The sequence below is a fragment of the Caulobacter sp. GW821-FHT09A05 genome (assembly GCF_059418465.1).
On record NZ_JBWKPX010000004.1, the window covers coordinates 127,744 to 150,395 of the forward strand.

Here is a 22,652-nt window from a genome sequence, read left to right on the forward strand (position 1 = left end):
CGCGACCGCGGGGGTTAGTCGAGCACCATGCGCTCGACGTCGCCCAGGATGAAAATGTACGAAAGCGCGCCGATCAGGGCGATCACCCCCACGAAAGCCAGGGCCCAGACGAAGGATCCGGTGCTCGCGACGATCAGGCCGATGACCAGGGGCGTGATGATCCCGGCCAGATTGGCCGCCAGGTTGAACACCCCGCCGGTCAGTCCGGCCAGGCCCTTGGGGGCGATGTCGGAGATCAGGGTCCAGCCCAGCCCGACCATGCCCTGGCCGAAGAAGGCCAGCGACATCACCGCGATCACCGCCACGTCGCTGTCGAGCCAGTTGGCCGCGACGATCAGCGAGGCCATCAGCAGGCCCGCCACGATCGGCGACTTGCGAGCGATATTGGCCGAACCGGTCTTCTTCAGCAGGCGGTCGGAGACGATCCCGCCGGCCATGACGCCGATCGAGGCGGCGACGAACGGCATGATCGCGAAGAAGCCCAGCTTCAACCATCCCATGTGCCGTTCGGTCGCCAGATAGGTCGGAAACCAGGTCAGGAAGAACACCAGGGTCGAGTTGCCGGCGAACTGGCCGATGCTGGCCCCCAGCATCTGGCGCTTGCGCAGCAGCTTGCCGACCGCGGTCCAGCTGAAGGCCGTGGCCGCCGTGGTCGGGGACAGCCCGCCCCCCGCCGCGATGTGGTCGAGTTCCGCCTGATTGACCGTCCGGCTGTCGGCCGGTTCGCGATAGAGCCACCACCAGACCAGGCCAAAGCCAATGCCCACCACGCCGACGATGACGAACAGGCTGCGCCATCCGAAGGCGCCGATGATCCAGAACAGCACCGGGCTGAGAAAGGCCAGGCCGACATATTCGCCGACCGTGTAGACGCCGGTCGCCGTCGCGCGCTCGCCCTGGGGAAACCAGGTGCTGACGATGCGGCTGTTGGTCGGGAAGCACGGGGCCTCGCTGACGCCCAGCCCCAGGCGCAGAGCCAGCAGGGAGCCGATGCCGCCGGCCACGCTGTGCAGCAGGGTGAAGAACGACCACAGGGTGATCGACAGGAAATAGGTCAGCTTGGAGCCCAGCCGGTCGAGCAGGACCCCGCCCGGGATCTGGGCGGCGGCGTAGGTCCAGGAGAAGGCCGAGAACACCACCCCCATGACCGCCGCGTCGATCCCCAGATCCCGGGTCAAGGTCGGGGCGGCCACGCCCAGCACCGTCCGATCGAGATAGTTGATCAAGGTGCCGATCGCCAGCAACGCCAGCATCACGAAGCGCACCCGTGTCGGGCGGGCCAAGGCGGACGACGCCAGAACCGGCGCGGGGCTGTCCTGCACGCTGTTCACGCTCATGCTTCCAGCCTTTCGGTGGGGCGCAGACCGGCGAAGCGGGCCAGCATGCGATCGGTGTCTGGCGAGACGCCGGTGAACAGGCGAAACGCCTCGGCGGCCTGGAACACGGCCATGCCACCGCCGTCCAGGCTTGCGCAGCCCAAGGCGCGCGCCGCCCGCAGCAGCGCGGTCTCCAGCGGGAAATAGACGATGTCGGCCACCCACAGGTCCGGCCGCAGCAGGTCGGCCGGCAGCGGCAGGCCGGGATACTTGGCCATGCCGACGGGCGTGCAGTTGACCAGCCCGGCGGCGCCCGCCATGGCGTCGGCCAGATCCGAGACGACGGCGATGCGCGCCCGCCCAAACTGCGGGGCCATGACGTCGACGAGGCCCTGGGCCCGCTGGGGCGAGGTGTCATGGAGACTGACCCGTCCCGCCCCCAGCTTCAGCAGGGCGTAGACGGTCGCCGCCCCGCCGCCGCCCGCGCCCAGTTGAACGACATGACTCAGATCCGCCGCCGGCAGGCCGCGCCGCAGGTTCTGGGCGAACCCCGTCCAGTCGGTGTTGTGGCCTGTTCGCCCGCCGTCGCCGAAGACCACGGTGTTGACCGCTCCCAAGGCGCGCGCATCGTCCGACAGGGCGTCCAGCAGGGGGATCACCGCCTGCTTGACCGGATGGGTGATGTTCAGGCCCGCGAAGCCCTGCGCCTGAGCGGCGTCGAGCAGCCGAGGCAGCGCGGCGGCGCCGCCCGCGGCACGGTCAAGATCGAAGAGCTCATAGGTGAGGTCAAACCCCTGCCCCCGCGCCTCGTCCATGTGCATGGCCGGGCTGGCGGAGGCCTGGATTCCCGAACCGATCAGGCCGGCCTTCAGGATGGGCTTGGCGTCAGTCATGGTCGGAATGTCCCAGGAGCGCGGCGCAGCGCTGGATCGCCAGCCCGTAGCCCTGAACGCCGCAGCCGCAGATCACGCCGTCGGCGCGCGACGAGACATGGCTATGGCGGCGAAAGGCCTCGCGGCGGTGGATGTTGGAGATGTGAACCTCGATGACCACGCCCTCGAAGGCGTTGAGCGCGTCGAGAAGGGCGACCGAGGTATGGCTGTAGGCGGCCGGATTGATGACGACGGCGAAGGCCGCGCCCCGCGCCGCCTGGATGTGATCGATCAGCACGTGCTCGGCGTTGGACTGGTGGAAATCAAGTTCGAGGCCGGCGGCCTCGGCCTCGCGGCGGCACAGCGCCTCGACGTCGGCCAGGGTGTCGCGTCCATAGATTTCCGGTTGCCTCTGGCCCAGGAGGTTGAGGTTGGGACCGTTGAGCACGAGGAGGCGTCGACGGGCCCGGCTCATCGCGGCGCGCCCGGGCCGATCGTCGCGTCGATGAAGGCGGCGACCTCGTTCATCACTTCGGCGTTGACCCGCGCCTGCCGATCCGGCGTCGCCGCGAAGCTGTGATCGACGCCGGGAACCATCACCAGGCGGGCCTGGACGCCGCTGGCGCGCAGGCGGTCGTGGAGTTCCAACGATTGGCCGGGAGGCACGACCTTGTCCTGCGCGCCGTGGAGGAGCAGGAAGGGCGGGTCGCCTGCGTCGACATAGGTGACGGGACTGGCCGCCCGCGCCAGCCCCGCCGGGCAACGGCTTAACTGGCATCCCAGATACCGGCTGCTCGCCGATTGGGGATCATCATTGACCGTCCTGGCCAAAGGCAGGGCCTGGGCGTCGAGGGTCTCGAAGTCCGTGACGGGATACCAGGTGACGGCGCCCTGCACGCAGTCGGAGCCGTCCGGCAGGGCCCTGTCGCCCGCTGGCGCGCCGGCGGGCGCGGGCGACGGCCTGGGCGGCTCCAGGGCCGCAACGCCGCAGGAGGTCGCGACCAGCGCGGCCAATTGGCCGCCGGCCGACGCTCCCCAGATCAGCACCCGATCGCCGTCGATCCCATAGGCCTGACGGTTGGCCCTCAGCCAGCGGATGGCGGTCTTGACGTCCTGCACCGCGGCGGGGAACCGCGCCTCGCCGCTCAGACGATAGGTGACGCTGGCCACCGCGTAACCTCGCGCCGCCAGCTTGGCCAGTTCCGCGGGCCAGTTCTGGAAGGTTCCGGCCAGACGCTGCGTGCCGCCCGTCCAGCCGCCACCATGCACGAAGACGATCAGCGGGGCGGACTTTTCGGCGGCCTCCGGCAGATAGAGATCCAGCTTCAGGGGCCTGTAGCCCACCAGGGTGGCGTAGGTCACGTCGGGCAGGCCGGTGACACCGCCGGCGAACGTCACGCGGCGCGCGGGATAGGGATCAGCAGCGGAACGATCCGCCTGGGCCTGGGCCTGGGCCTGGGCGCAAGTCGCGGCGATCGCCAGGAAACCGATGGCGAGGAACGCGCCAGCCGAAACGCGCATCGTCCGTGGTGTTCCGGCCTGCACCTGAGCGCCTCCCTTGATCCGACCGGAGTCTCGCGCCCGGTTCACGTCCCTCCCGCGTCTTGACGCAGCGCAGGCTCGACACGAAATGTACTATCTAGTTCGTAATCGTCAAGCGCGGGTTTGACCCGCCAGGTGCGCCCCCTTGTGCCGCCTCGCCGCCGACGGTGCTGGTTCGGCTCGGGGCGGTTTGAACTCTCCGTGTTCCATCGCCCCTTGACGACGCGCCGAGCCGTACGGTCATAAGAGCATCGACGGGGCGACGCCTCGCAAATCCGGGGAAGCCGCAGGCATGGCGCCGAGGACCAGCAAGACCCGCGAACCGCGTCAGAACGATCCGGAACGCACCAAGGCCGATATTCTCGAGATCGCCACCGAGGAGTTCGCCGCGCACGGCCTGACCGGCGCGCGGGTCGACACCATCGCCGAACGAACCCGGACGTCCAAGCGGATGATCTACTACTATTTCGGCGGCAAGGAGGGGCTGTACCAGTCGGTGCTGGAAAAGGCCTACGCCGACACCCGGGCCCGCGAGGCCGAACTGCGCCTGGACGAATTGGAACCGCCCGTCGCGCTGCGCCGCCTAGTCGAATCCACCTTCGACTATGACGAGGAGAACCCCCATTTCATCCGCCTCGTGGCGATCGAGAACATCAATCACGCTCGCTATATCGCCCAATCCAAGGCGATCCGGGCCATGAACGCCGGCGCGATCGAGACCTTGGCGGCGATCCTCAAGCGCGGCCAGGACGCCGGCGTCTTCAGGGCCGGGATCGACCCGACCGACCTGCACATGATGATCAGCGCGTTCTGCTTTTTCCGCGTCTCGAACCGCTACACCTTCCGCGAGGTGTTCGGCATCGACATGAGCGCGGCGGCCTTTCACCACCGCCATCGGGAGATGATCGGCGCCACCATCCTGGCCTATGTGGGCGTCAAATAGAGCCTGTTCATCGGGATCAGATGATTCCATCTGATCCCGATGAACAGGCTCTAGATTCAAACATTTAGAGCGCGTTGAGCGGGCGAAACAGCTCACACCTTCGCCCAACGCGCTCTAGGGTCGCCATCCAGGCTGGCGACCCCAGCCCAACCCGCCCGCTCGACGGCGAGCCCAGAACTGTCCCGTGGATTCGCGAACGTCGCCCCCCACAAGCACAAGCACCCGAATGGTCGTTTGGCCGTTCATTTACGGTCGATCCCGGCGGGTTCCGCCCACGCTATTGCGACCAATCAAGAATGGGCGGCTGCAATAAAAAAGCGGCCAATTCCGGGAGGAATGGCCGCTTATTTACATTTTTGTCCCAGGTCCAGGTCAGAACGGTTATGCACACCTATCGGGCTGCAACAGCCGGCAAGCATCTGATCCAACAAAGCTTTTTTGTTTTCACTCAGCGAAAATGACAACAACTAGCTGTTTTGGCTTGGTTTTTGTTGCGCGGCGCGAGCCCTTCCGCTCGCGCGCGCCGCGCATCTTTCTTTCAAGATGAGGTTGAGGGGGGCCGGGGGAGAAGGAGAAGATGGCCACGGCTTGGCTCAGCAGGTCGTGATCGACGCGCTTGGCCATGCGGCGGGCCTGGGCGGCCAGATCGCGTTCGACGAAGGACTTGGTGCGAAACGCATCGCGATCCTCGGGCACGGCATTGGCGGCGCGGTCGACCGCACGCCAGAGCGCCTCATGCAGTTGCTTGCGCTTGCGCCGGCGGGCGGTCAGAGGGCCTAAGGCGGCCTTGCCCACGCCCAGCAAAGCTTTGAACACACCGGCCTGTTCGATCATGGCCACACGTCCTCGAAGGCGACAGGCCAGTCTGCGCCGAGTCGCCCGCCGACGGGCGATCCGAAAGTCAACGATCGAACCGACACGCCGGGAACCATGAGGGGATCGAGCGCAGCGATGCCCGGTCCTTCGGACCAGAGTTCTGCCCGCCACCTGCGACGTCGCCCATTGGGACTAAGGCGAGATCGACGCGTGACAACTGTCCCTGTGCCGTCGGTCTTGGCCTGGTTCCCTCAGACCTTGAACACGGCGGCGAGTTCCTGGTCGGCCCAACCGCGTCGCTCAGCCTCGCGCAACCAGCCATCGACCAAGGCCGGCACGGTTGGGCTGATCGCACCTTCACCAGGCCCTGGCTCTCGCATTTCCGTCGCGGGGTGCAAAACTCACCATCCGCTGGGCGAAACTGAAGGCCTCAGCCGAAACCGGGGCCCCAAGAACGGGATCGCCGCGGACGATCTTGCGCGCGAGGGCGAGCAGGGCCTCCTCGAGCACCAGCGCCCGATCGACGAAATGCCCCGCCAGCATCCGCACGAAAACCAGCTGGTAGCCCGGCATCAACAGTTCGACGGGATAGATGTTGCCCTTGCCCGGTTCGCGGCGAACCTCGTGTTCGAACGCCGGCGCCGCCTGACGCTCACGGACGACGACATCCAGCGGCTTGCATATGCCATCAGACAGGATGGTGGCGATGACAACGTCTCGGTCATATCCCCATTCCTCGGTGAGTTGGTTGAGATCTTTGATGAGCTGAGGATCAAGCGCCAGCGGAAAGCTGAAAGCGTTCTTGTGGATAGGCCGGAGCTTCAGGTCCCGAGACCCCATGATTCTCGCCATACCCACGCCTTCCTGGAGCCGGCGCCGGATCGTGCTGTCGACATCGCCGTCGTTCATCAGCATGCCCTCTTGAATGAGGGCGGCCATCGTCTCCTCGTCGATCCTCAGCGTCATTTCGACGTTGGCTGAAACACTGCCGCTATCCAACACCTTGCCCGTTCCTGGAAACCAATCCGCTCGCGGCCAACCGGGTCGATCGCGCCGCGGGATCGCTTTACATAATATAGTTGATAAACCAAGCCCTGGGGCTCGGCCAATGGTCGGCGCATGGACATGCGTCGCACCGTCGGCTCGAACGTCCGCAGGCTGAGACTGGAGAAGGATTTGACCCAGGAACGCTTCGCGGAGCTTTCCGGGTTGGCTCAGCAATACATCAGCGGCTTGGAACTGGGACGACGCAATCCCACCGTCGTGACGCTCTACGAATTGGCCGTGGCGCTAGGAGTCGAGCCAGCCGACCTGCTGCGCAGGTAGTGCGCCCGTGCGCGAACGGGGCGGCCTCTAACTTGATGGTCCAAGATCCTGCGTTCGGGAAAGCACCGCCGCCTTGCGAGCCTCGGCGGCTAGATTCGCCCGCTCGACAAGTCGTTGCGCCTGATCCCTGCGGCGAAACGCGACGATGACGGCGATGATGGCGACGCCGGCGGTGACACCGGCCAGGATGAGTTCATCCCGAGCGGCCGGTCCTTTGGCCAGGTACGCCAAGGTCGCGAGCAGGATAATGTAGACTAGCAGCGCCAGGAACGTGGTCAGATTCCATCGAAATTCGCGCAGAAACGTGCGGGCGCGGACATAGTCCTTGGCGGCCGCGGCCTGCTTATCGGGGCGGCGATGTTCGGCCAGCCTGCCTCGGTTCTGGCGAAGGATCACTGCGGCCAAGTGCCCGGGGCGCTTTTCCGCGAGGTTGACGATCGGGTCTTTATGCTCGCTCACGCCACGAGGTCCACAATCTTGGCGATATAGCCCTTCGATGCCGATCCGCCCTCCAACAGAAGACCGACGATAGCATCGATGACCTTGATCTTGCTTTGGGTCGATATCGCCATAGCCTGACACGCTCGGCGTACTGACCGCGGCTTCCTCCCCTGAAGGCTTTCGGAAGCCGGCCCTCAACGCCGGCCGCAGACCCCGTGCACGGGCCGGCATCCGAAAGCCCCAACATTTGCGGTCATTGGCTTCGGGCCAAAGAGCGGACATTCGACCAGACCTCGCGATGGACGACGTTTCCGTAGCTCGATCCTCGGGTGAGGTTAGACCTCCGCCGCAGGGTCTGGTCGACGGGTCGGCGAGAGTGTCCGGGAGCCTGTACGCGACGTAATCTGCGCGGTTGCGCCGCCCAGAAACGCATGCAGGAGAACGCATCTGACGCTCGACTCTTGGTTAAGATTGTGGGAGCGTTGCAACCGGCCGGCGATCAGGTGCGGCTGTCCTGGGGGGATCACGGTGTCGCGCAGGGCTGCGTCGCATCCGGTTGGACAAAGGCCGCGCGGTCGCCTCGCCGTCGTCCTGCTGCTGTCGGCCTGCGCCGGACTGCTCGCTCCAACACGCCTCAGTGGCGCGGAGCTGACCTCGGGCGCCAAGGTCATCGTTCGTCAGCGGATCGATACCAACTTCACCTCTGATGCTCAGACGGAAGAGCTTCTGCGGACGGCGCCGCCGCTCACCATTCGCACCGCCCCGCACGACACACTCGAACGGATCGTCGAGGCACGCTTCGGTCTCACGTCCGCCTCGAAGACCTATAGGGTGTTCGAGGCGGAGATTCTGCAACGCAATGGACTGACGCGTTCGTCGCCTGTCCTTCCACCACAGCTTCAGCTCCCCGACGTTCCCGCCGCCCCGGTCGGCGGTCCCATCGCGACCAGCAGCGCAGCGCCCCGCGTCGCTCTCGACGCAACGCTCTATCAGCGGCTCCTCGACAGCAAGCACCAGGTGTCCGGCGCGGGGGTCGCGGCGGCGGGCGCCAGGCGATCCAGCTCCGAGGTGCTGGTCTATCGGGAAGTTTCGCCACAGATCGCCCAGCGACTACCCCGCAGCACCACGACGGTCGAGAGCGCGCCGATCGAGATCACCTTCGCCGAGACGGCGGTGGCCGCCGGCCAACCCGTGGCGGCCTTGTCGGCGTCGGACGCGGGCCTCCTGAAGCAGACGATCGCGCGTCCCGCCAAACAACGCCCCGTGCTCATCGTCCTGGACGACTCCTGGCCCAATGACGCCGCGTTCCGGGAATCTCGGAACTTCTTTGCTGGCGCCGTGACGACGATACGGGAGCACTACAAGATTCGCGATCAGGCGATGAGCGGAGCGCTGCGGAACGCCCAGACGGCACCGTGGACGGGCGCCCCCCCGCCGCCGGGCGAGCGCCACGCGCAATCCATCCGCCGCGCGCTCGCACCACTCGAAGCGCTCGAGCCGGCGGAGGGGCGGGTGCGCGTGATTTACCTTCCCCTGTTCGCGCGCCAGGGCGGCGCGCGCGAACTGTTCGAACACTTAATCGCGCTCGATCAGCTGATCCCGACCCTGCGGGGGCGCCCCGAGGCGCTGGTCCCCCGCGACGCGGTCTATCTCGCCCGGCAACTCGCCAAGGACACCGCCCAGCGCATTCAGGCGACGAACCCCACTCAGGCGCGGTTCACCGACGTCGGGCTCGTCCAGGCCGTGCTGGGCTTCTGCCGCTACTACGGCGCCGCCGCCGGCCAGCCCTGTTTCGTGAACCTGTCGTGGACCACGCCCGACCTCTGGTTCGATCCGCGCATGCCTGCCGTCTTCCGCGGCGCCATCATCGCGGCGGCCGGCAATGAGGGCGGGGGCCAGGGCGACCTCTACACCCTGGGCCGGCAGTTCGCCGCGCGCAGTGCCACGCCGCCCGGCGATGTGCTCGCCGTCGTCAATCTGGACGCAGCGGGCCAGCCGACCTGCCAGTCGACGACACTCGGGCCGTCGCTCAAGAACCTCTTTGCGGTCGGTTTTCCCGGCCAGGTGACGACAGATCTTTGCGGCACAAGCTTCGCCGCCCCGCGGGTCGCCTGGCTGCTCGCAGCGCGCGAGGCGTTACGGCCGCCACCCGACAACGATCGCGCATGGCGCAGCGCCCTGTTCGACGAAGTCACTGCGGGGCGCGAGGCCGGCGGCGACCACGCCCAACTACGGCTCGACATCCCCAAACTTCTTTCCGAATTTCCATGAGGATCCACCAGATGAAGACCCTCGTACTGGCCATCGGCGCGCTCGCGCTTGCTGACTGCGGCGGCGGCGGCGGCTCCGCCAAGTCCGGTTGGACCGACGTTGTTGCGCGATGCGGCAAGTCGGACCTGAACGGCCCGAAGGTTCTGTTCTTCGGTCCCTCCAACGCCATCGGCGTCGGCTCCATCTGGCGCAAGGACGCCAACAGGGTGTTCCGACTGCGCTGGGACCTAGCGCAGATGCCGGATCCTAAAGCCTTCACCGCCGACTACAATCCGATTGCGTGTGACGGCACTCAGACGAGCACGTTCAAGTTCGGCGCCGACGCCTCCCTGGACGCCAATGTGGTGTCGGCCGAGGCCGAGGCTGAGTTTTCCAAGGCCACGTCCGTGACAGCCAAAGCCGGTGCCGTCGCCTGGGTGCCGATCGCTGAAGGCGCCTACGAGGCCTATCACAAGGCGCTCCCCGCGACGCACGGGGCCAAGGTCGATATCGATCGTGGCGACCGGTTCGTGATGACCCGCGCGCTCAAGGTCAGCGGCTTCGAGATGAACCTCACCTTCAGCCGGGCCGTCGCCGCTGGCCTGAAGGCCAAGCTTCCGAACGGCCCCCTGCCCGCCAACATGACCGGCTCTGTCGGCGGCGGCCTGAAGGGACAGTGGACTTCGGACACCACCTTGAAGATCTCGACGCCCGGCGAGTTCTACATCGCCGGCGAGATCCAACCCTACGATCCGAGCGGCTTCTCCAGCACCGCGAAGCAGCGCTTCGGTCCGGCCGAGACAGTGCCCGCGGGTGCCACCGTGGCCCGGGACGCGTCCTAGGGCCGAGCCGGCTCGATGTGCGGGACCTCCGTATGTCGGGCCGGATCCGGCGCGGCTCAGTGACACATACAGGTTCAAGACGGGCGACACGTCGGCTTGCACGACGTGTGGGCTGCAAGGGGGAGAGGATGCCGAACGGACGTCAGACGACAGCAACGCGTTCCGCCAGGCCGAGCGTCATCGCGCGACGACGGCTTGCGGCGATGGTGATGGGGAGCCTCGGGCTCACTACCGCGTTGCCCGTCGCGGCGCAGGACGCCGAGGTCACCTTCCGCACGGCCGACGTGACGTGGCCAGCGCCGGCCGGACCGATCGGCGCGTCCTCCGGACGTCGCTTCCCCGAGATCGCCACCACCACTGTGCCGGTCCTGGTTCCGCGCATCTTCTTCCGCGACAAGACCATGACCTTCGTCGGCAACGGTCCGCAGTACACGGCCTCGGCCGTGGAGAAGGGCGCGACCATCTCGGTATCCGGCACCCGGATCGCGGCGGACACCACCACGTCGCCTGCGTCCGACACCCAGAACGACAGCGTCGTGGTGGGCGATCAGACGGCCTCTGCTAAAGTCGTTCGCTATGGGGCCGCCTATGAGGTCACCGTCGAATGTCGCACAGCGAAGGACGCGCGTTGCCTCACCGGCGACTACGCCAAGAAGCTCCTGAACGCCGTCGACTTCCTGGGGGGGGGCCGCGATGGGCCGCCACGTCCGGCGCCCGTGGCCGTGGCCGCGGCCGCCACGCGGCCACTGCCGGCCCCGCCGCCGAGCTCCATGACAAAGCCGCCCGAACCGCCGGGAAAGCTGGTCACGGACAGCGGCGCCGGCGTGACCGCCACCACGATCTTCGCCCCGCGCATCCGCTTCCCGCTGCAGGGCCGCCCCGCCTATCTGAACTCGCAGGTCTGGGGGATCGGCGGCAGCAACGGCCCGGCGGGATCGTGGAAGAACCCACAGAACTACGCCTTCCCGTGGCGCGATAACTTCTGCGAGAGGCGCGTCTACAAGACCCTGATGTGTCCGGCCGGGTCCGGCCACCAGGGCGTCGACATCCGGCCGGCCGATCCCGCGGACCGGACCCACCCCGCCGTCGCGGTGGAAGCGGGCCGCATCGCCAAGATCGGTCCCTGGTCCGTCCGGCTCGCCGGCGATTCCGGGACGCACTACAACTACCTCCACCTCGAGATGGCGCAGCTGAAGGTCCGGGCCGGCGACCGTGTGGCCCCGGGCCAGGTGATCGGCCTGGTGTCCAATGACTTCGGCGGAACTGTGACGCCCGTCCACCTCCACTTCGAAATCCTTCAGAACATCAATGGTCGAGGCTGGACCCATGTCCCTCCCTACACCTCTCTCGTGGCGGCCTACGATGTCCGCTGAGGCAGCCCGTCATCCGCCTCGGCGCCCGAGATTTGCCGTCGCGTTGCTCGCCCCGTCCGTCCTTGGCGTCTCGCTTTGCGCGGGGCAGGTCATGGCCCAGGACCTCCCGGCCGCCGAGGACTCCACCGCCACGTCGGTCGTGCAGAACGCCTCTGCGGACGCCCCGCAAAAGCCGCCGGGCGTGCCGCTGCCGGCAACGCCCGCGGAATGGGCCCGCGCCGCACGTCTCAACAAGCCGATTGAGATCGGCGCCAACTACGTCGGCAAGCTGCGCGACGGCGTTAACGACGTCTTCCGCGTCGTGGTGAAGCCCGGCGATGCGGGCCTGCTGACGCTGATGTCGGACGACTTCGATACGAAGATCGCAATCCACGACATGGATGGCAAATGGATCGACGAGAACGACAACGTCCCGGCCCGCGGCGACACCAACTCGGAAATCCTCGTCAGTACGCCGAAGGGCAGTAAGACGGCTGCGACCTACTACATCCTCGTGTCGGGCGACGACATGCGGCGCGGCGTCTATGAACTGGTGACCCTCAAGCGCAAGGCGCCCCCGCCGCCCGAGGTCGTGGCGATCGCATCGGGCGAGACCAAGACCGGCGAGTTCAACGGCGATTCCCCGAAGCGCGAAGGCGGCGGCCGTTACTATCGCTTCAGTTTCACGGTCGCGGCCAAGACGCGGGTCGCCCTGTCGGCGCGGTCCGCCCTAACAGATGTTTCGCTTGAGCTCACCGACGGCGCCGGTGCCTTCATCGAACGCGATTTCGACAGCGGCGCCGGCAGCGACGCGTTTCTGGTCCGCCGGCTCGAGCGGGGCAGCTACGAAGCGATGGTCCTGACCGACAAGGGTTCGAAGGGTGAGTTCTCCATCTCGATGCTGGAGCTCCCCGAGCCCGATCCGCCGCCTGCCGCCCCGACGCCCCTTGCCGTAGGCCAGACGCTCTCGGGATCCTTGACGCATAAGTCGGCTGTCCTATCGACCAACCAGCGCCCCTACCAACTCTATGAGCTCACCGGCAACGCAGGCGATGTCGTGCGTGTGCGCACTTCGAGCGTTCAAGCCCGGAGTTTCTCTGCGCAGCGGATCATGATGACGGACATCGGCGTCGAATCGCCGATCGGCTTCGCGACCGTGCGATCCAGCACCACGAACTATTCAACGCTGCTGACCTTCCAGCGGACTGGCTCGGTGCAGGTCCGGATAAGCACCCTGGTGGGCAACGAGCTGAGCTACACCTTGGTGGCCTCCGCCGCGCCGCCCCCACCGCAAACGGGGACCAGCCCGGCGCAGGCGGCGACCAGTCCGACACAGGCGCGCCGATGACGCGTTCGCGACAGCTTGAGATCTTGCGCGCCGGCGGGCTCGCCGTCGCCCTGCTATTCGCACGCCCGAGCTTCGGCCAGGACGCTACGGCACCAAAGCCGCCTGCCCGTCCGCCGGCGCCGACCGTCGTCGGTCCCGGCGGTCGCACCCTGGTGCGTCACGAAGTGGCGCCCAAGGCTCGCCTGTCCTTCGAGCAGATCACGAAGGACAAGACGCAAGGCCAGATCGTCGGGGCGCTGACCACCTTCCGCATCAGCCGCCTGCCGGCGACCTTCGCCGCGACGCTTGACGACGGCGCGGTTTGCACCGCCACGCTTATCGGCCCACGCGTGCTGCTCACCGCCGCCCATTGCGTCGACCTCAACATCGAGACGGACGGCAAATGGGAGACGGCTGGCGGCGAGGTCGCCAACGCTGCGCGCACCCAGGTCCGCGGCATCCGCGAATGCACCATGGCGCCGGCCTATGTACTCTCGCCCTATCGGTTCGGCACGACGCGCAACACCGACGACTTCGCCCTCTGCGAACTGGAAGGCGCCTTCGGCCTGCGGGCCGAGACGATCTCTACCATCGCGGCGGCCGTTGCAGCAAAGACCGAGCTGCTGCTCGCTGGCTACGGTTGCACCGACGCAGACTTGGCGCAGGGCGAGATTACGTCCGCATCGCCGAACAAGGGCGTCCTGAACGTCGGCCTGAACCGTGTCTCCGGGTCGAGCGGCGGATGGCTCGAACTGCGCGGAAGGATCGGCACGACCGCGGCGATCATCTGCCCCGGGGACTCCGGCGGCGCGGCGTTCGCCAATGCGATCCTGGAGGACAACAGTGACTACGGCCTGCGGGTGGTGGCGGTTAATTCGGCGGTGGGGCCCGACAAAGGGGGCGAGAAGGGCACCTACATCTCTTATCTGTCGCCCCTCTCGGACCCTGACTTCCGTGGCTTTCTGAAAGGCTGGGTGAAGAAGAAGCCCAATGTCCGCGCCGTCTGCGGCGGCGCCCTGACAAGCGCCACCGCGAACTGCAGGCGATGATATGATCGGACCCGCGCGCGCCGCCGCCCTGCTCGCCGCCGTCGGTCTGGCGCTACCGCTCCCTGCGCCAGCAAACGCGGCGTCCGCCATCCCGGTTTCGCGGCAAGCTGAAAACAATCAGCTTGTCGAGCGCGCGGGTTGCCAGTCCGGACCCATCGGCGAATATCCGTTCTCGGTGAAGCGGGTACGCGCGGCGGCCGCGGCCTCGATGTTCGAGGACCATCCTCGCGATGTCCGGGTCGCCATCGTCGATAATGGCTTCCTGGGGTATCGGTCACAGCGGACCGACGACGACAACCCCACCGAGTCCCTGCTCCCCACCAAAAACTTCCCGCGTAACTTCTTCGACGCGCCGGTTCTCAAGTTCGCGCCCTGGCGCAACGAAGCCGCTCGCCTCCGCCCCCTGCCAGTCTCGACGGAGGCGCCTCTGCGCCTGGCGCACAGCCATGGCACACTCATCGCGGGCATCATCCTAGGCGGCATGTACGACGACGGGCAGGCGCCCGATGAGGCGCAGAACGTGAGGCGGCCCAATGTGCGCCGGCTGCTGCTCAGCCAGGACGACGAGGCGGGCACCGCCAACAGCCTGAAGTCGTGGATGCGGATGGTCTTTGTCCCCACGCAGGAGGCCGATCCCGTCGAAGCGTTTGGAAAATTCCTGGAGCGCAACGGTCAGGCCGACGTCGTCAACATGAGCACGGCGAGGCTGTATTCGGAGGCGGCGGACATGCCGCCGCTTCCAAAGTTTCCGAACGACGCCTTGATCGTCGCGTCCGCAGGCAACATCCGGCAGGAGCTTTCCAAGGAAGTCTATGCGGCGCCGACCACGGTGGCCGATCCGCGCGGCCAGTTGCTAGTCGTGGCGTCGCACGATGGGAACGGCAACTTTTCCTACTTCAGCAACTACGGCGGTCCGGTCGCAATCGCTGCGCCGGGCTGCGAGATCCTGTCATGGCCGGACGGCGAGGGGTCGGCCCGGCCTCTTAGCGGCACCTCGATGTCCGCGGCGGTCGTTTCCTTTTCCGCCGCGCTCGTACGATCGCGCTGGGCGATGGGGAGTGCGACGGCGGTCCGCAATCGCCTCCTCGTTTCCTCCCGCTATGAGCCAAAACTGATCGATTGCGCGAGGCGCCAACTCGACTATCGGAACCAGCCGCAGAAGACGCCGCCGCCGTGCGTCCAATATGGCAGCCAGCTCAATATCGAGGCCGCCATCGTCCTCGGCCGCGATCTGATCGAGTACCGCGAGTGCCCGCCGGGTCCGGACGCCGTGTGCACACCGCGCACGGCGGTCGGTCGCCTTGTCCGCATACCGACCAGCTTGGCGACATGCATCGAGGACAAGGTCCATGGCAATCTCAAGTACCACGGGCTCACCTTGAACGGCGCCGTGAAGCGCACCGAGACTGGCGCCTTCCTGATGGCCTTTGAACCCGGTGCGGCGGTCGGCGCCCTGCCCACCGAGTTCCAGACCTGCACCGTGGGCCGCGACGCGTCTCCGGGCTTCCAGTTCACGCAGACGGGACGACAACTGGACGGCGAGACTGTGGCTGATGCACTGCTCACGCCGAAGCCGGCCGACGTCATCCGAATCGTCACCCGCGTAGAGAACTAGACTAGGTGCGAGATGCAGGCGGGATCGGTCGATCGAGCTTCAGCTCATCTAGTCCGAAGAGGCTGGCATTATAGGACCACGTCACAAAGCGTTCGAGAAGAGCGTCGTTCATGGCGATCAGCCGCTTGTTCTCGGCCTCAAGTCGGCCGATGCGATCTCTCGCCAGTCGCAGGTCACCCATCGAGGCCCTGGAAGGGACAGGAGCGATCGTCGGATTCGCACGGCGGCGACTGAATGCACTGGCGATTTGGGGATACTTGTGAAGTGTCTGGCGAACGTACCAAACGTGCAGTACATCGCTAATCCGCTCCAACAGTGCGCGCCAGGTTATTTCTGGTTCAGACCAACCGTCAATTATCGCGACGATCGCCCTCACGTCATCAGCGCCCAAGTTGGGGGCGCGTCGCTTCATATCGGGCCCACTCACGTCGAAAGCTTTTGCGAAACCGAAGGGAGGCGCTCCCCCGAACGGTCTGGTGCGGCCCGTATCACGGTCCCTATTGGTAAATCTGGGTCCCGCATTATCGCCAAAATTTGCTGAACCCGCTCCACCGTTCGAATCTGGTGATCTTTCCATCGATCGACGCCTTCGTATCCTTGGTCGGCGGCATCTTCGGAGCGTTTGAGAAGGTCTCTTGAGATATTTAGGACTTGCTCAAGCGCGATCTCCTTTTTCTTGTCACCTTTGACGCAAACGTGCTCCTCGCAATTCAAGCAGTCTCGGTGAAGCTGGCACGGCAACATGGCGAAGTCGTGTAAGCAAAATCCGTACTCAGTTACGTGAGCTGCGCCAGTCGATAGAGCAGAGAATTCTTCTAGAGAGGCTGGAGGTTGCATCTTCAAGGGGTTGACGTCCACGCCAACCGCCATTTCTAAATCATCCAACAATTCATCCGCAGACACGTGATCGTAGGCAGCGTTTTGTGCGGGAGATGCACGCCCGCTCCACTTGGCAATGTCTAGAGGATCCACAGACCCGCGCTGTGCCAGGGTATTCAGGTAATGGCGGAACGAATGAGTGGTCATCTTGATAGGAGACCCGTCTTCATTCACTAAACCTAGACGAATAAACATCGACGGCACGCCGTGCTTCACCCGCGCGCCGAGTCCGTCGCTGATCTGTTGCTGCGTTACGCCCTCGATCATACAAGCTGATGTGCCGCGGTCTGTGCGAAACTCATTGAATTGAACTAGAAACATGGCGTCCGACGCCTGCAGTTTTGTCGCCTTATCGAATATCGGGAACCCGTCAGGTATATCTAGGAGAACAGATCGCTCAAATTCTTTGAAGGAAAATTGAGGCTGCCCCCCTACTTGCACGACCGCGAGCCCGCGTCTTGCGGCCCATTTTTCAGCTACAAGACCAAGCAGCTGATCGGCGGCGGCTAGTGAAATGAAGCCCTCCCCTCGCAAATGTGCTAGTTGGGCCGGCAAGTAGATTTCCGATGGATGCTTAGCGTACCAGCCCGCTATCCGCCGAGCTTCAGACGTCACTTCCCGAAGGATGGCGACCGCTGCCCTAGCAGTCGGCACCATCACCGGCAGAACCCATCGAACCTCGGGATCAACACCCTTTTCGGTCCACCACCTAAGTCCATAAGCTGGAGTGCCGGCGGCGGTGCAGTCCTCCACCTCACAGTCAGCACGCATGCGCAGCACTTCACCTATCCGGACCGGCGCGGAGCATAGTAGAGCTGCGGTCGCCGCGATCAGACGGTCTGACGGATGAACCGCGCGCCGGAACGCCAGTGCGAGCGCCTCCAGCGCCGTGCCTGATGGCAGTTTTTTGGCCCTGGCCGCGGCATGTTGCGGGCCAACGCGAATCGTCCCTCGCGGGCGCGGAATGGAGTTGCGCCACTGAAAAGGTGCCGAGATAAGGCGAGATTCACACAAGAATTCAGAAAGAAGCTCAACTTGGTTCGCGATCCGATAAGCACCTGCTGCGCTGAAATGCTCTCCTATAACCTTCGCAATATGGTCGAGGTGGTCTGCCCTTATATGAATTATGTGCACTTCAGATTGTCGCAAAACGAGATCGACCGCCCGAAGCGCTGATAGACGCTGTTGCGGATTTCGGGCGGGTGTTAACGCCTGTCGATGAGCGATATATGCCTTGGCAAAATTCAGAAAATCAGCCCGAATTATAGTTGGACTCTTGGAGACCGCAGTTTCAAGAGTACTAAACGTTATCCGCTGCCGGCCAAGGCCGCTGCCCATACTAGTCCCGGTTATATCCCAGACGTTCTCTTCGAAACGGATATGTTCACCAAACGGATTTGGCCCTTGGCGAACAGATTCAATAAATTCTTTGAGGTTGATTAACGCTGAATGGTCTATGCGCGAAACAAACGGTGTGATTTCAGACATCACCACCCTCACGGCACAAGGATATAACTTCGACTACTGCCAAGATTGTGCGATCATTGACTGCAGCAATGCGATCGCCAGATATATCTTTGACGCGCTCTCTCTCGGCTATTAGATGCTGCAAAAGTTCGCGGTGAGGCCCATTTCGCCAAGCGCGAAAACTAGGACATGTGTAACATCCTGTGGGCGCTGCGAGAGAACAAGCTGATCCTGACGCGCACTTACCTAGCGTACTTCGCGTGCCGAAGCGTGGATCCGAGATTTTTCCTCCGGGGAACGCATGCTTGGCACCTTCGTCGATGATTTCGCCGGCAAACGCTTGAGCGAGCGGCGCTAGGGCAGAAGCAACAGCCTCGTTTACGCGGTCAATGATATCCGGACGAGCTTCCACGTAGACCGAGACGCTCTGAAGGTCCGAGTGGTCCAGCATTTCAGCGATGACAATTTCTCCCCGCCCCTCGGCCGCTGCCCGAGTCCCGAGCGTCCGGCGCAGGCGAGCAGCGTTGAGGCGCATAGGAAGTCCAGTACGCTCTGAATGCACATTGAGCCCCTCAAGGCACCCAGTTATGCGCTGTGATATCTCCCTTGAAGTCGTATGCCACTCGAAACCCGGTGAGCATGAGGCCACAGGTTTCAGAGCGGGAAATAACGGCATACCTCCGGGACAAAACTCCAAGTTCAGTCTGGCGGTGACATCATCGCGCTGTCGCTCAAGCTGAATTACCAACTCGGGTAAAAGACGACGCTCTTTAAATTCATCTCGTATAGACTGTTTCCGCTGTTTCGCTCTCGGAATTCTCAGCGCTTCAGCGCCCTCGAAAAGGTCAGAGCGTACGATATCGCAGAGCTTTAGCGCTGCCATTTGGCTAGGTCGGATTGCAAAACCAATGCAAAGCCAGGCCATCAGGTATTCTTCATTAGTAATGAATTCATGACGCAGGGCATGTTTGCAAGCGGTCAGCAAGCCCGTGAATTCCGTATCCGTTAAAGGTCCGGATATTGGGCAGGCGGTTCGAACAGCTTCACCCTTCCTGTTTCCCGCCAGCCTCAGCTCTTTTAGTAATTTATATGCATCGTCTCGAACGCCGCCGTAGCCGAGATCAACCCAACGCCTTAACGCACCGGACAGGGTAGTCAGGTACCATTTGTGTTCGGGAGCGAGGGCAGCTCGGTAACTTATTATATGATTTGCAGTAATTTCTTCGATTCCTTCGCCTTTATTTTGAAAGCGGACGAAGTGTAGAAATCTCTGATATATACCCTGGGCATGTGATGCTGAACGGCTTTGCACATACCAAAGCATCAGGCCTCGAAATGCCGATACAAGCTTGGTGGAGCACCCCTCCAAGGCATTGAAGTCTATAAAGACCTCGCGCACCCCACTTCGAAACCGCCAGCTCTCCGCATTGGTGAGAAATTCTGCGCCGTCGGTTGAAACGGCTGTGTGTGGCAGCTCGGCCCACTCCCCTTTCCGCTCCTCATACCTCATCTACTGGCCGCCTTGAGCGAGGTAGCCCTGCATGCCCAGCAGAGCCTCATTGGCACGCCGTTCAATATGGCGTCGATTGTAGCGTTGCGCGGATCCGTCCCACCTCCAGCCCTGGAGATATTTGCGCAGCCGCAACTCGTCAGCAGGCTTGACGCGCTTCTGGTCCATGAGGAGCGAGAAACGATCGTTCCAATCATGCCGAAGAACATGGCTTGTTAAGTCATCTGGCAGATCATTTAGCGACCTCAACTTTCCGAATAACTTGTCTAAGGCAGAGACAGTTAGTGGCGATCCTCTATGTACATCCGCGAAAACATACCCATGCCTCCGGGCCGCGGGCACTGCCGATCTGATTTGAACGATATACTTGGAGATTTCTCCAGCCAATTCGTTACTGATCTCAAGGATCCGCTCTTCTGTTTTAGCTACTGGCTGGCGTCGTCGTGGGTCGCGGACATCATCAGGTCGACGCAGAATGCTAATTCGGCACTCTCGAACATTTACATCCTCTAACCGCAACGCGAGCAGCTCACCTCGACGAAGGCCGAGATCGTAGAATAATCGAATAATCAGAAAATTTCTGACTTGGGCCGCCTTACCCGACCAAGGGTTTTTTTGACTATCTGGGGCGATTATTTCGAGCAGAGCGCCGCGCTGCTGCACCGTGAGCCCCCTGCGCTTGGCATTGTTGAGCCGAACGGACGGCAATCGCGCAGCAAAGTCCGAGAGGGTTTTGTCCCGAGCGATCTGATACGCAGAATAGTCGGCTCCAGAGTGGGCAAGCTGATGGAGTCGCCGATTCATCAGCCAGGAGAGATATGATCGGCACGCGCGCAGCCTGTTGGCCGCCGTTTCCCGAGATAGCCCCTTCTTTCGGAAACGGTTCGTACGGGGCCCGACCTCCGCCTGGGCGCTAGCCATCGCCACCAACGCGTCGAGCTCATAGGCCGCAAACAACTGCCCAGTCTCGACTCGCCGGGCGAGGTCGACATCACGCGTGGCGCAAAACCGAAACAGCACCTGCAACGCAGCTAGCCGCTGATGGATGGTGTTGGCGGCGCGCCCTCGCAACTGACTAACCACGTAAACGGTGGGGTCGAAGAGAGGCTGGCCGGTGGCACGATCCAGTAGCACTGGGAGACGCTCGCCGTCCGATCGGACAAGAACACGTATCTTCGTGTCGCCGCTCATTTACACACCTTTGCCGGTAGGTTTTACCCACGATATGGCGCTGGTCCGGAGGGCGACAGATGCAATAAAAAAGTGACCAGATTCAAAGGAACCTGGCCACTTATTGACGTCTACAAGATTGGTGTTGGCTAGAACGGGATTTCATCATCCAGATCGGCCGAGAAGCTTTCGCGCGGGCCGCTCGGCTGGCTGCGCGGCGCGCCGCCGCCGCCGCCGCCGAAATTGCCACCGCCGCCGGCGTAGCCTTCGTCATAGCCACCGCTCGGCGAGGCGCCGGCATTGTCGCCGCGGCCGCCCAGCATGGTCAGCTCGCCGCGGAACTTCTGCAGCACGATTTCGGTCGAATACTTCTCGACGCCCGAGGCGTCGGCCCATTTGCGGGTCTGGATCGCACCTTCGATATAGACCGTCGAGCCCTTGCGCAGATAGCTTTCGGCCACCTTCACCAGATTGTCGTTGAAGATCACCACGCGGTGCCACTCGGTCTTTTCCTTGCGCTCGCCCGAGGTGCGGTCGCGCCAGGTTTCCGAGGTGGCCAGGCGCAGGTTGGCGACGCGGTCGCCCGAGCTGAGGGTGCGGATCTCGGGGTCGGCCCCGAGGTTGCCGACCAGAATGACCTTGTTGACGCTGCCCGCCATGGGGAAGATTCCTTTTCACGCCCGGCGACCAACGCGCCGGCATCTGGGCGGACGTTAACGGGTTCTTAAAAGCGAAATCAAGCTTTGTTCCACAAATGTTCCTGTGGAGCCCTGAGGTTATCCCCGGCTTTGCGACGCCTATTGGGCAGGCATCGCCCCCGGCACCGCCAGGCGTCCGTCGCCCGTGCGCACCAGCGACATGAACCGGGCCCCCTCGTAGGTGTCGCCCAGATAGATGCCTTCCTTCTGCAGGAAGATGAACTTGCCCTGGTAGGCGCCCGTCATTTCGCGGTTGGGGCTGCCCAGGCGCACGAAGCGCAGGCGCATGCCCTCCAGTTCGGCCGCGCAAAGCTCCAGGCTCGGCACGTTCTGGGCCACCGGATTGAACTTCAGCGTGCCGTCCTTCTGCTCGATCACGTGCAGGCAGACGCCGGCCTGGAACGGGGCCTTGGTCTGTTTCTCGCAACCGGCCAGGCCGGCGGCGGCGGCGATGAGCGAGAGGGCGACGACGGGAAGGCGCATGATCTTGCAGCTCGCTTTAGGTCGACGGAATGGAGCAGTTGGGCCCCAGGTCGATGATCGCATGGAAGGTGCGGTTGTCGGACGAGGATTCGACCTTGCCCGGCACCAGGCGGATGGTCTCGTCGCCCCAGCGGCCGTAGGTCGCCCCGCCGGCCTTCTCGCACTTGCCGCTGGAGATCTGCTGGGCGCAGGCGTTGACGGTGATCTCCCCGGGCAGCTTGCGCCATTCGCCGCCGGCGTAGCGCCAGCAGACGGCCAGGGGGGCGCTGGACGTCGCCGGGGCGGCGACGGCCGGGGTCGCGGCGGGCGCGGGCACGGTGGGCGCTTCGGCGGGGGGCGGCAGCGGGGTCAGCACCAGCCCGGCCTGGTCGGCGGCCGCCAGGGCCCCGGTCTCGTCGACGCCGACGTCAAGGGCGCCGGTCGCCACGCCGTTCTTCTTGGCGCACTCGGCCAAGGTGGTCTCGCCGACGAACTGGCCGCCGACGAAGCAGCGCAGCGGACGGCTGGCGTCCAGCTTGGTGTCGTCGGCCCTTCCCGTCTCGACGATCAGGCCCGAGCGCGAGGCCGGCGGGTCTTCGGCCGGCGACTTGGCGCCGTGCATCAGCGCCAGGGCGATGCCGAGGCCCGCGATCAGGGCCAGGGCCGCGCCCCCGCCCAGCAACACGCGTCGATCTTTGAGAAGTTCCATGATCCCTGGCTACGACGCGCCGATGACGCTTTCAAGTCCGAGGGCGAAGAAGGCGCGGAAGGCTGG

Annotated in this window: 22 protein-coding genes; 8 read left to right on the forward strand and 14 right to left on the reverse strand. The window is 64.3% G+C overall.

What is annotated here, in order from left to right:
- Positions 1 to 14: 14 nt before the first annotated feature.
- The 4 genes from AC07NX_RS05255 to AC07NX_RS05270 are packed head-to-tail and all read right to left on the reverse strand — an operon-like array spanning position 15 to position 3,709.
- Complete coding sequence (locus tag AC07NX_RS05255) at positions 15 to 1,337, reverse strand: MFS transporter (RefSeq protein ID WP_494639739.1); 1,323 nt, start codon at positions 1,335 to 1,337, stop codon at positions 15 to 17.
- Positions 1,334 to 2,209 (reverse strand): shikimate dehydrogenase, encoded by an 876-nt coding sequence (locus AC07NX_RS05260; RefSeq protein ID WP_494639741.1) that lies wholly within the window; start codon positions 2,207 to 2,209, stop codon positions 1,334 to 1,336. Before AC07NX_RS05260 ends, AC07NX_RS05255 begins: the two co-directional genes overlap by 4 nt.
- Positions 2,202 to 2,663, reverse strand: a complete 462-nt coding sequence (gene aroQ, locus AC07NX_RS05265) for a type II 3-dehydroquinate dehydratase (RefSeq protein ID WP_494639743.1) — start codon at positions 2,661 to 2,663, stop codon at positions 2,202 to 2,204. The genes AC07NX_RS05260 and aroQ overlap by 8 nt, the downstream gene beginning before the upstream one ends.
- Positions 2,660 to 3,709, reverse strand: coding sequence for an alpha/beta fold hydrolase (locus AC07NX_RS05270; protein ID WP_494639745.1), 1,050 nt, complete (start codon positions 3,707 to 3,709; stop codon positions 2,660 to 2,662). The genes aroQ and AC07NX_RS05270 overlap by 4 nt, the downstream gene beginning before the upstream one ends.
- Positions 3,710 to 4,022: 313 nt before the next feature.
- Here AC07NX_RS05270 and AC07NX_RS05275 point away from each other — a divergent pair, with 313 nt between their 5' ends.
- Entirely contained in the window at positions 4,023 to 4,673 is a 651-nt protein-coding gene (locus AC07NX_RS05275) for a TetR/AcrR family transcriptional regulator (protein WP_494639747.1), read from the forward strand.
- A gap of 444 nt (positions 4,674 to 5,117) precedes the next feature.
- On the opposite strand, the gene AC07NX_RS05280 is transcribed toward AC07NX_RS05275, so the two are convergent.
- Positions 5,118 to 5,507 (reverse strand): hypothetical protein, encoded by a 390-nt coding sequence (locus AC07NX_RS05280; protein WP_494639749.1) that lies wholly within the window; start codon positions 5,505 to 5,507, stop codon positions 5,118 to 5,120.
- 339 nt (positions 5,508 to 5,846) lie between these two features.
- Positions 5,847 to 6,491 (reverse strand): hypothetical protein, encoded by a 645-nt coding sequence (locus tag AC07NX_RS05285; RefSeq protein ID WP_494639750.1) that lies wholly within the window; start codon positions 6,489 to 6,491, stop codon positions 5,847 to 5,849.
- Positions 6,492 to 6,614: 123 nt separating this feature from the next.
- Between AC07NX_RS05285 and AC07NX_RS05290 the strand changes: the two genes are divergently transcribed.
- A complete protein-coding gene (locus AC07NX_RS05290; protein WP_494639752.1) occupies positions 6,615 to 6,815 on the forward strand; it encodes a helix-turn-helix transcriptional regulator in 201 nt (66 codons plus the stop codon).
- A gap of 27 nt (positions 6,816 to 6,842) precedes the next feature.
- On the opposite strand, the gene AC07NX_RS05295 is transcribed toward AC07NX_RS05290, so the two are convergent.
- The gene (locus tag AC07NX_RS05295; protein WP_494639754.1) at positions 6,843 to 7,274 is read right to left on the reverse strand and encodes a hypothetical protein; all 432 of its coding nucleotides are present in this window, start codon (positions 7,272 to 7,274) and stop codon (positions 6,843 to 6,845) included.
- A gap of 510 nt (positions 7,275 to 7,784) precedes the next feature.
- Between AC07NX_RS05295 and AC07NX_RS05300 the strand changes: the two genes are divergently transcribed.
- From AC07NX_RS05300 to AC07NX_RS05325, 6 genes are all read left to right on the forward strand, one after another.
- Complete coding sequence (locus AC07NX_RS05300; protein ID WP_494639756.1) at positions 7,785 to 9,527, forward strand: S8/S53 family peptidase; 1,743 nt, start codon at positions 7,785 to 7,787, stop codon at positions 9,525 to 9,527.
- A gap of 11 nt (positions 9,528 to 9,538) precedes the next feature.
- Positions 9,539 to 10,348 (forward strand): hypothetical protein, encoded by an 810-nt coding sequence (locus AC07NX_RS05305; protein WP_494639758.1) that lies wholly within the window; start codon positions 9,539 to 9,541, stop codon positions 10,346 to 10,348.
- Positions 10,349 to 10,476: 128 nt separating this feature from the next.
- A complete protein-coding gene (locus tag AC07NX_RS05310) occupies positions 10,477 to 11,721 on the forward strand; it encodes a M23 family metallopeptidase (RefSeq protein ID WP_494639760.1) in 1,245 nt (414 codons plus the stop codon).
- Positions 11,722 to 11,812: 91 nt separating this feature from the next.
- On the forward strand, positions 11,813 to 13,048 hold the full coding sequence (locus tag AC07NX_RS05315; RefSeq protein WP_494639762.1) for a hypothetical protein: 1,236 nt from the start codon (positions 11,813 to 11,815) through the stop codon (positions 13,046 to 13,048).
- A complete protein-coding gene (locus tag AC07NX_RS05320; RefSeq protein ID WP_494639764.1) occupies positions 13,045 to 14,076 on the forward strand; it encodes a trypsin-like serine peptidase in 1,032 nt (343 codons plus the stop codon). Before AC07NX_RS05315 ends, AC07NX_RS05320 begins: the two co-directional genes overlap by 4 nt.
- A gap of 1 nt (position 14,077) precedes the next feature.
- Positions 14,078 to 15,691 (forward strand): S8 family peptidase, encoded by a 1,614-nt coding sequence (locus AC07NX_RS05325; RefSeq protein ID WP_494639766.1) that lies wholly within the window; start codon positions 14,078 to 14,080, stop codon positions 15,689 to 15,691.
- Position 15,692: 1 nt separating this feature from the next.
- On the opposite strand, the gene AC07NX_RS05330 is transcribed toward AC07NX_RS05325, so the two are convergent.
- The 7 genes from AC07NX_RS05330 to AC07NX_RS05360 all read right to left on the reverse strand — a co-directional run bounded on the left by AC07NX_RS05330 (position 15,693) and on the right by AC07NX_RS05360 (position 22,586).
- Positions 15,693 to 16,103: a hypothetical protein gene (locus AC07NX_RS05330; protein WP_494639768.1), complete on the reverse strand. Its 411-nt coding sequence runs from the start codon at positions 16,101 to 16,103 to the stop codon at positions 15,693 to 15,695.
- A gap of 11 nt (positions 16,104 to 16,114) precedes the next feature.
- Positions 16,115 to 18,058: a hypothetical protein gene (locus AC07NX_RS05335; protein ID WP_494639770.1), complete on the reverse strand. Its 1,944-nt coding sequence runs from the start codon at positions 18,056 to 18,058 to the stop codon at positions 16,115 to 16,117.
- Complete coding sequence (locus AC07NX_RS05340) at positions 18,051 to 19,547, reverse strand: site-specific integrase (protein ID WP_494639772.1); 1,497 nt, start codon at positions 19,545 to 19,547, stop codon at positions 18,051 to 18,053. Before AC07NX_RS05340 ends, AC07NX_RS05335 begins: the two co-directional genes overlap by 8 nt.
- Positions 19,548 to 20,738, reverse strand: a complete 1,191-nt coding sequence (locus tag AC07NX_RS05345; RefSeq protein ID WP_494639774.1) for a tyrosine-type recombinase/integrase — start codon at positions 20,736 to 20,738, stop codon at positions 19,548 to 19,550.
- A gap of 128 nt (positions 20,739 to 20,866) precedes the next feature.
- Positions 20,867 to 21,376, reverse strand: coding sequence for a single-stranded DNA-binding protein (ssb, locus tag AC07NX_RS05350; RefSeq protein ID WP_494639776.1), 510 nt, complete (start codon positions 21,374 to 21,376; stop codon positions 20,867 to 20,869).
- Between the two features lie 138 nt (positions 21,377 to 21,514).
- Positions 21,515 to 21,898 carry a hypothetical protein gene (locus tag AC07NX_RS05355; RefSeq protein WP_494639778.1) on the reverse strand — a complete coding sequence of 128 codons (384 nt, stop codon included), beginning with the start codon at positions 21,896 to 21,898 and terminating at the stop codon, positions 21,515 to 21,517.
- Between the two features lie 16 nt (positions 21,899 to 21,914).
- Positions 21,915 to 22,586 carry a hypothetical protein gene (locus AC07NX_RS05360; protein WP_494639780.1) on the reverse strand — a complete coding sequence of 224 codons (672 nt, stop codon included), beginning with the start codon at positions 22,584 to 22,586 and terminating at the stop codon, positions 21,915 to 21,917.
- Positions 22,587 to 22,652 lie beyond the last annotated feature (66 nt).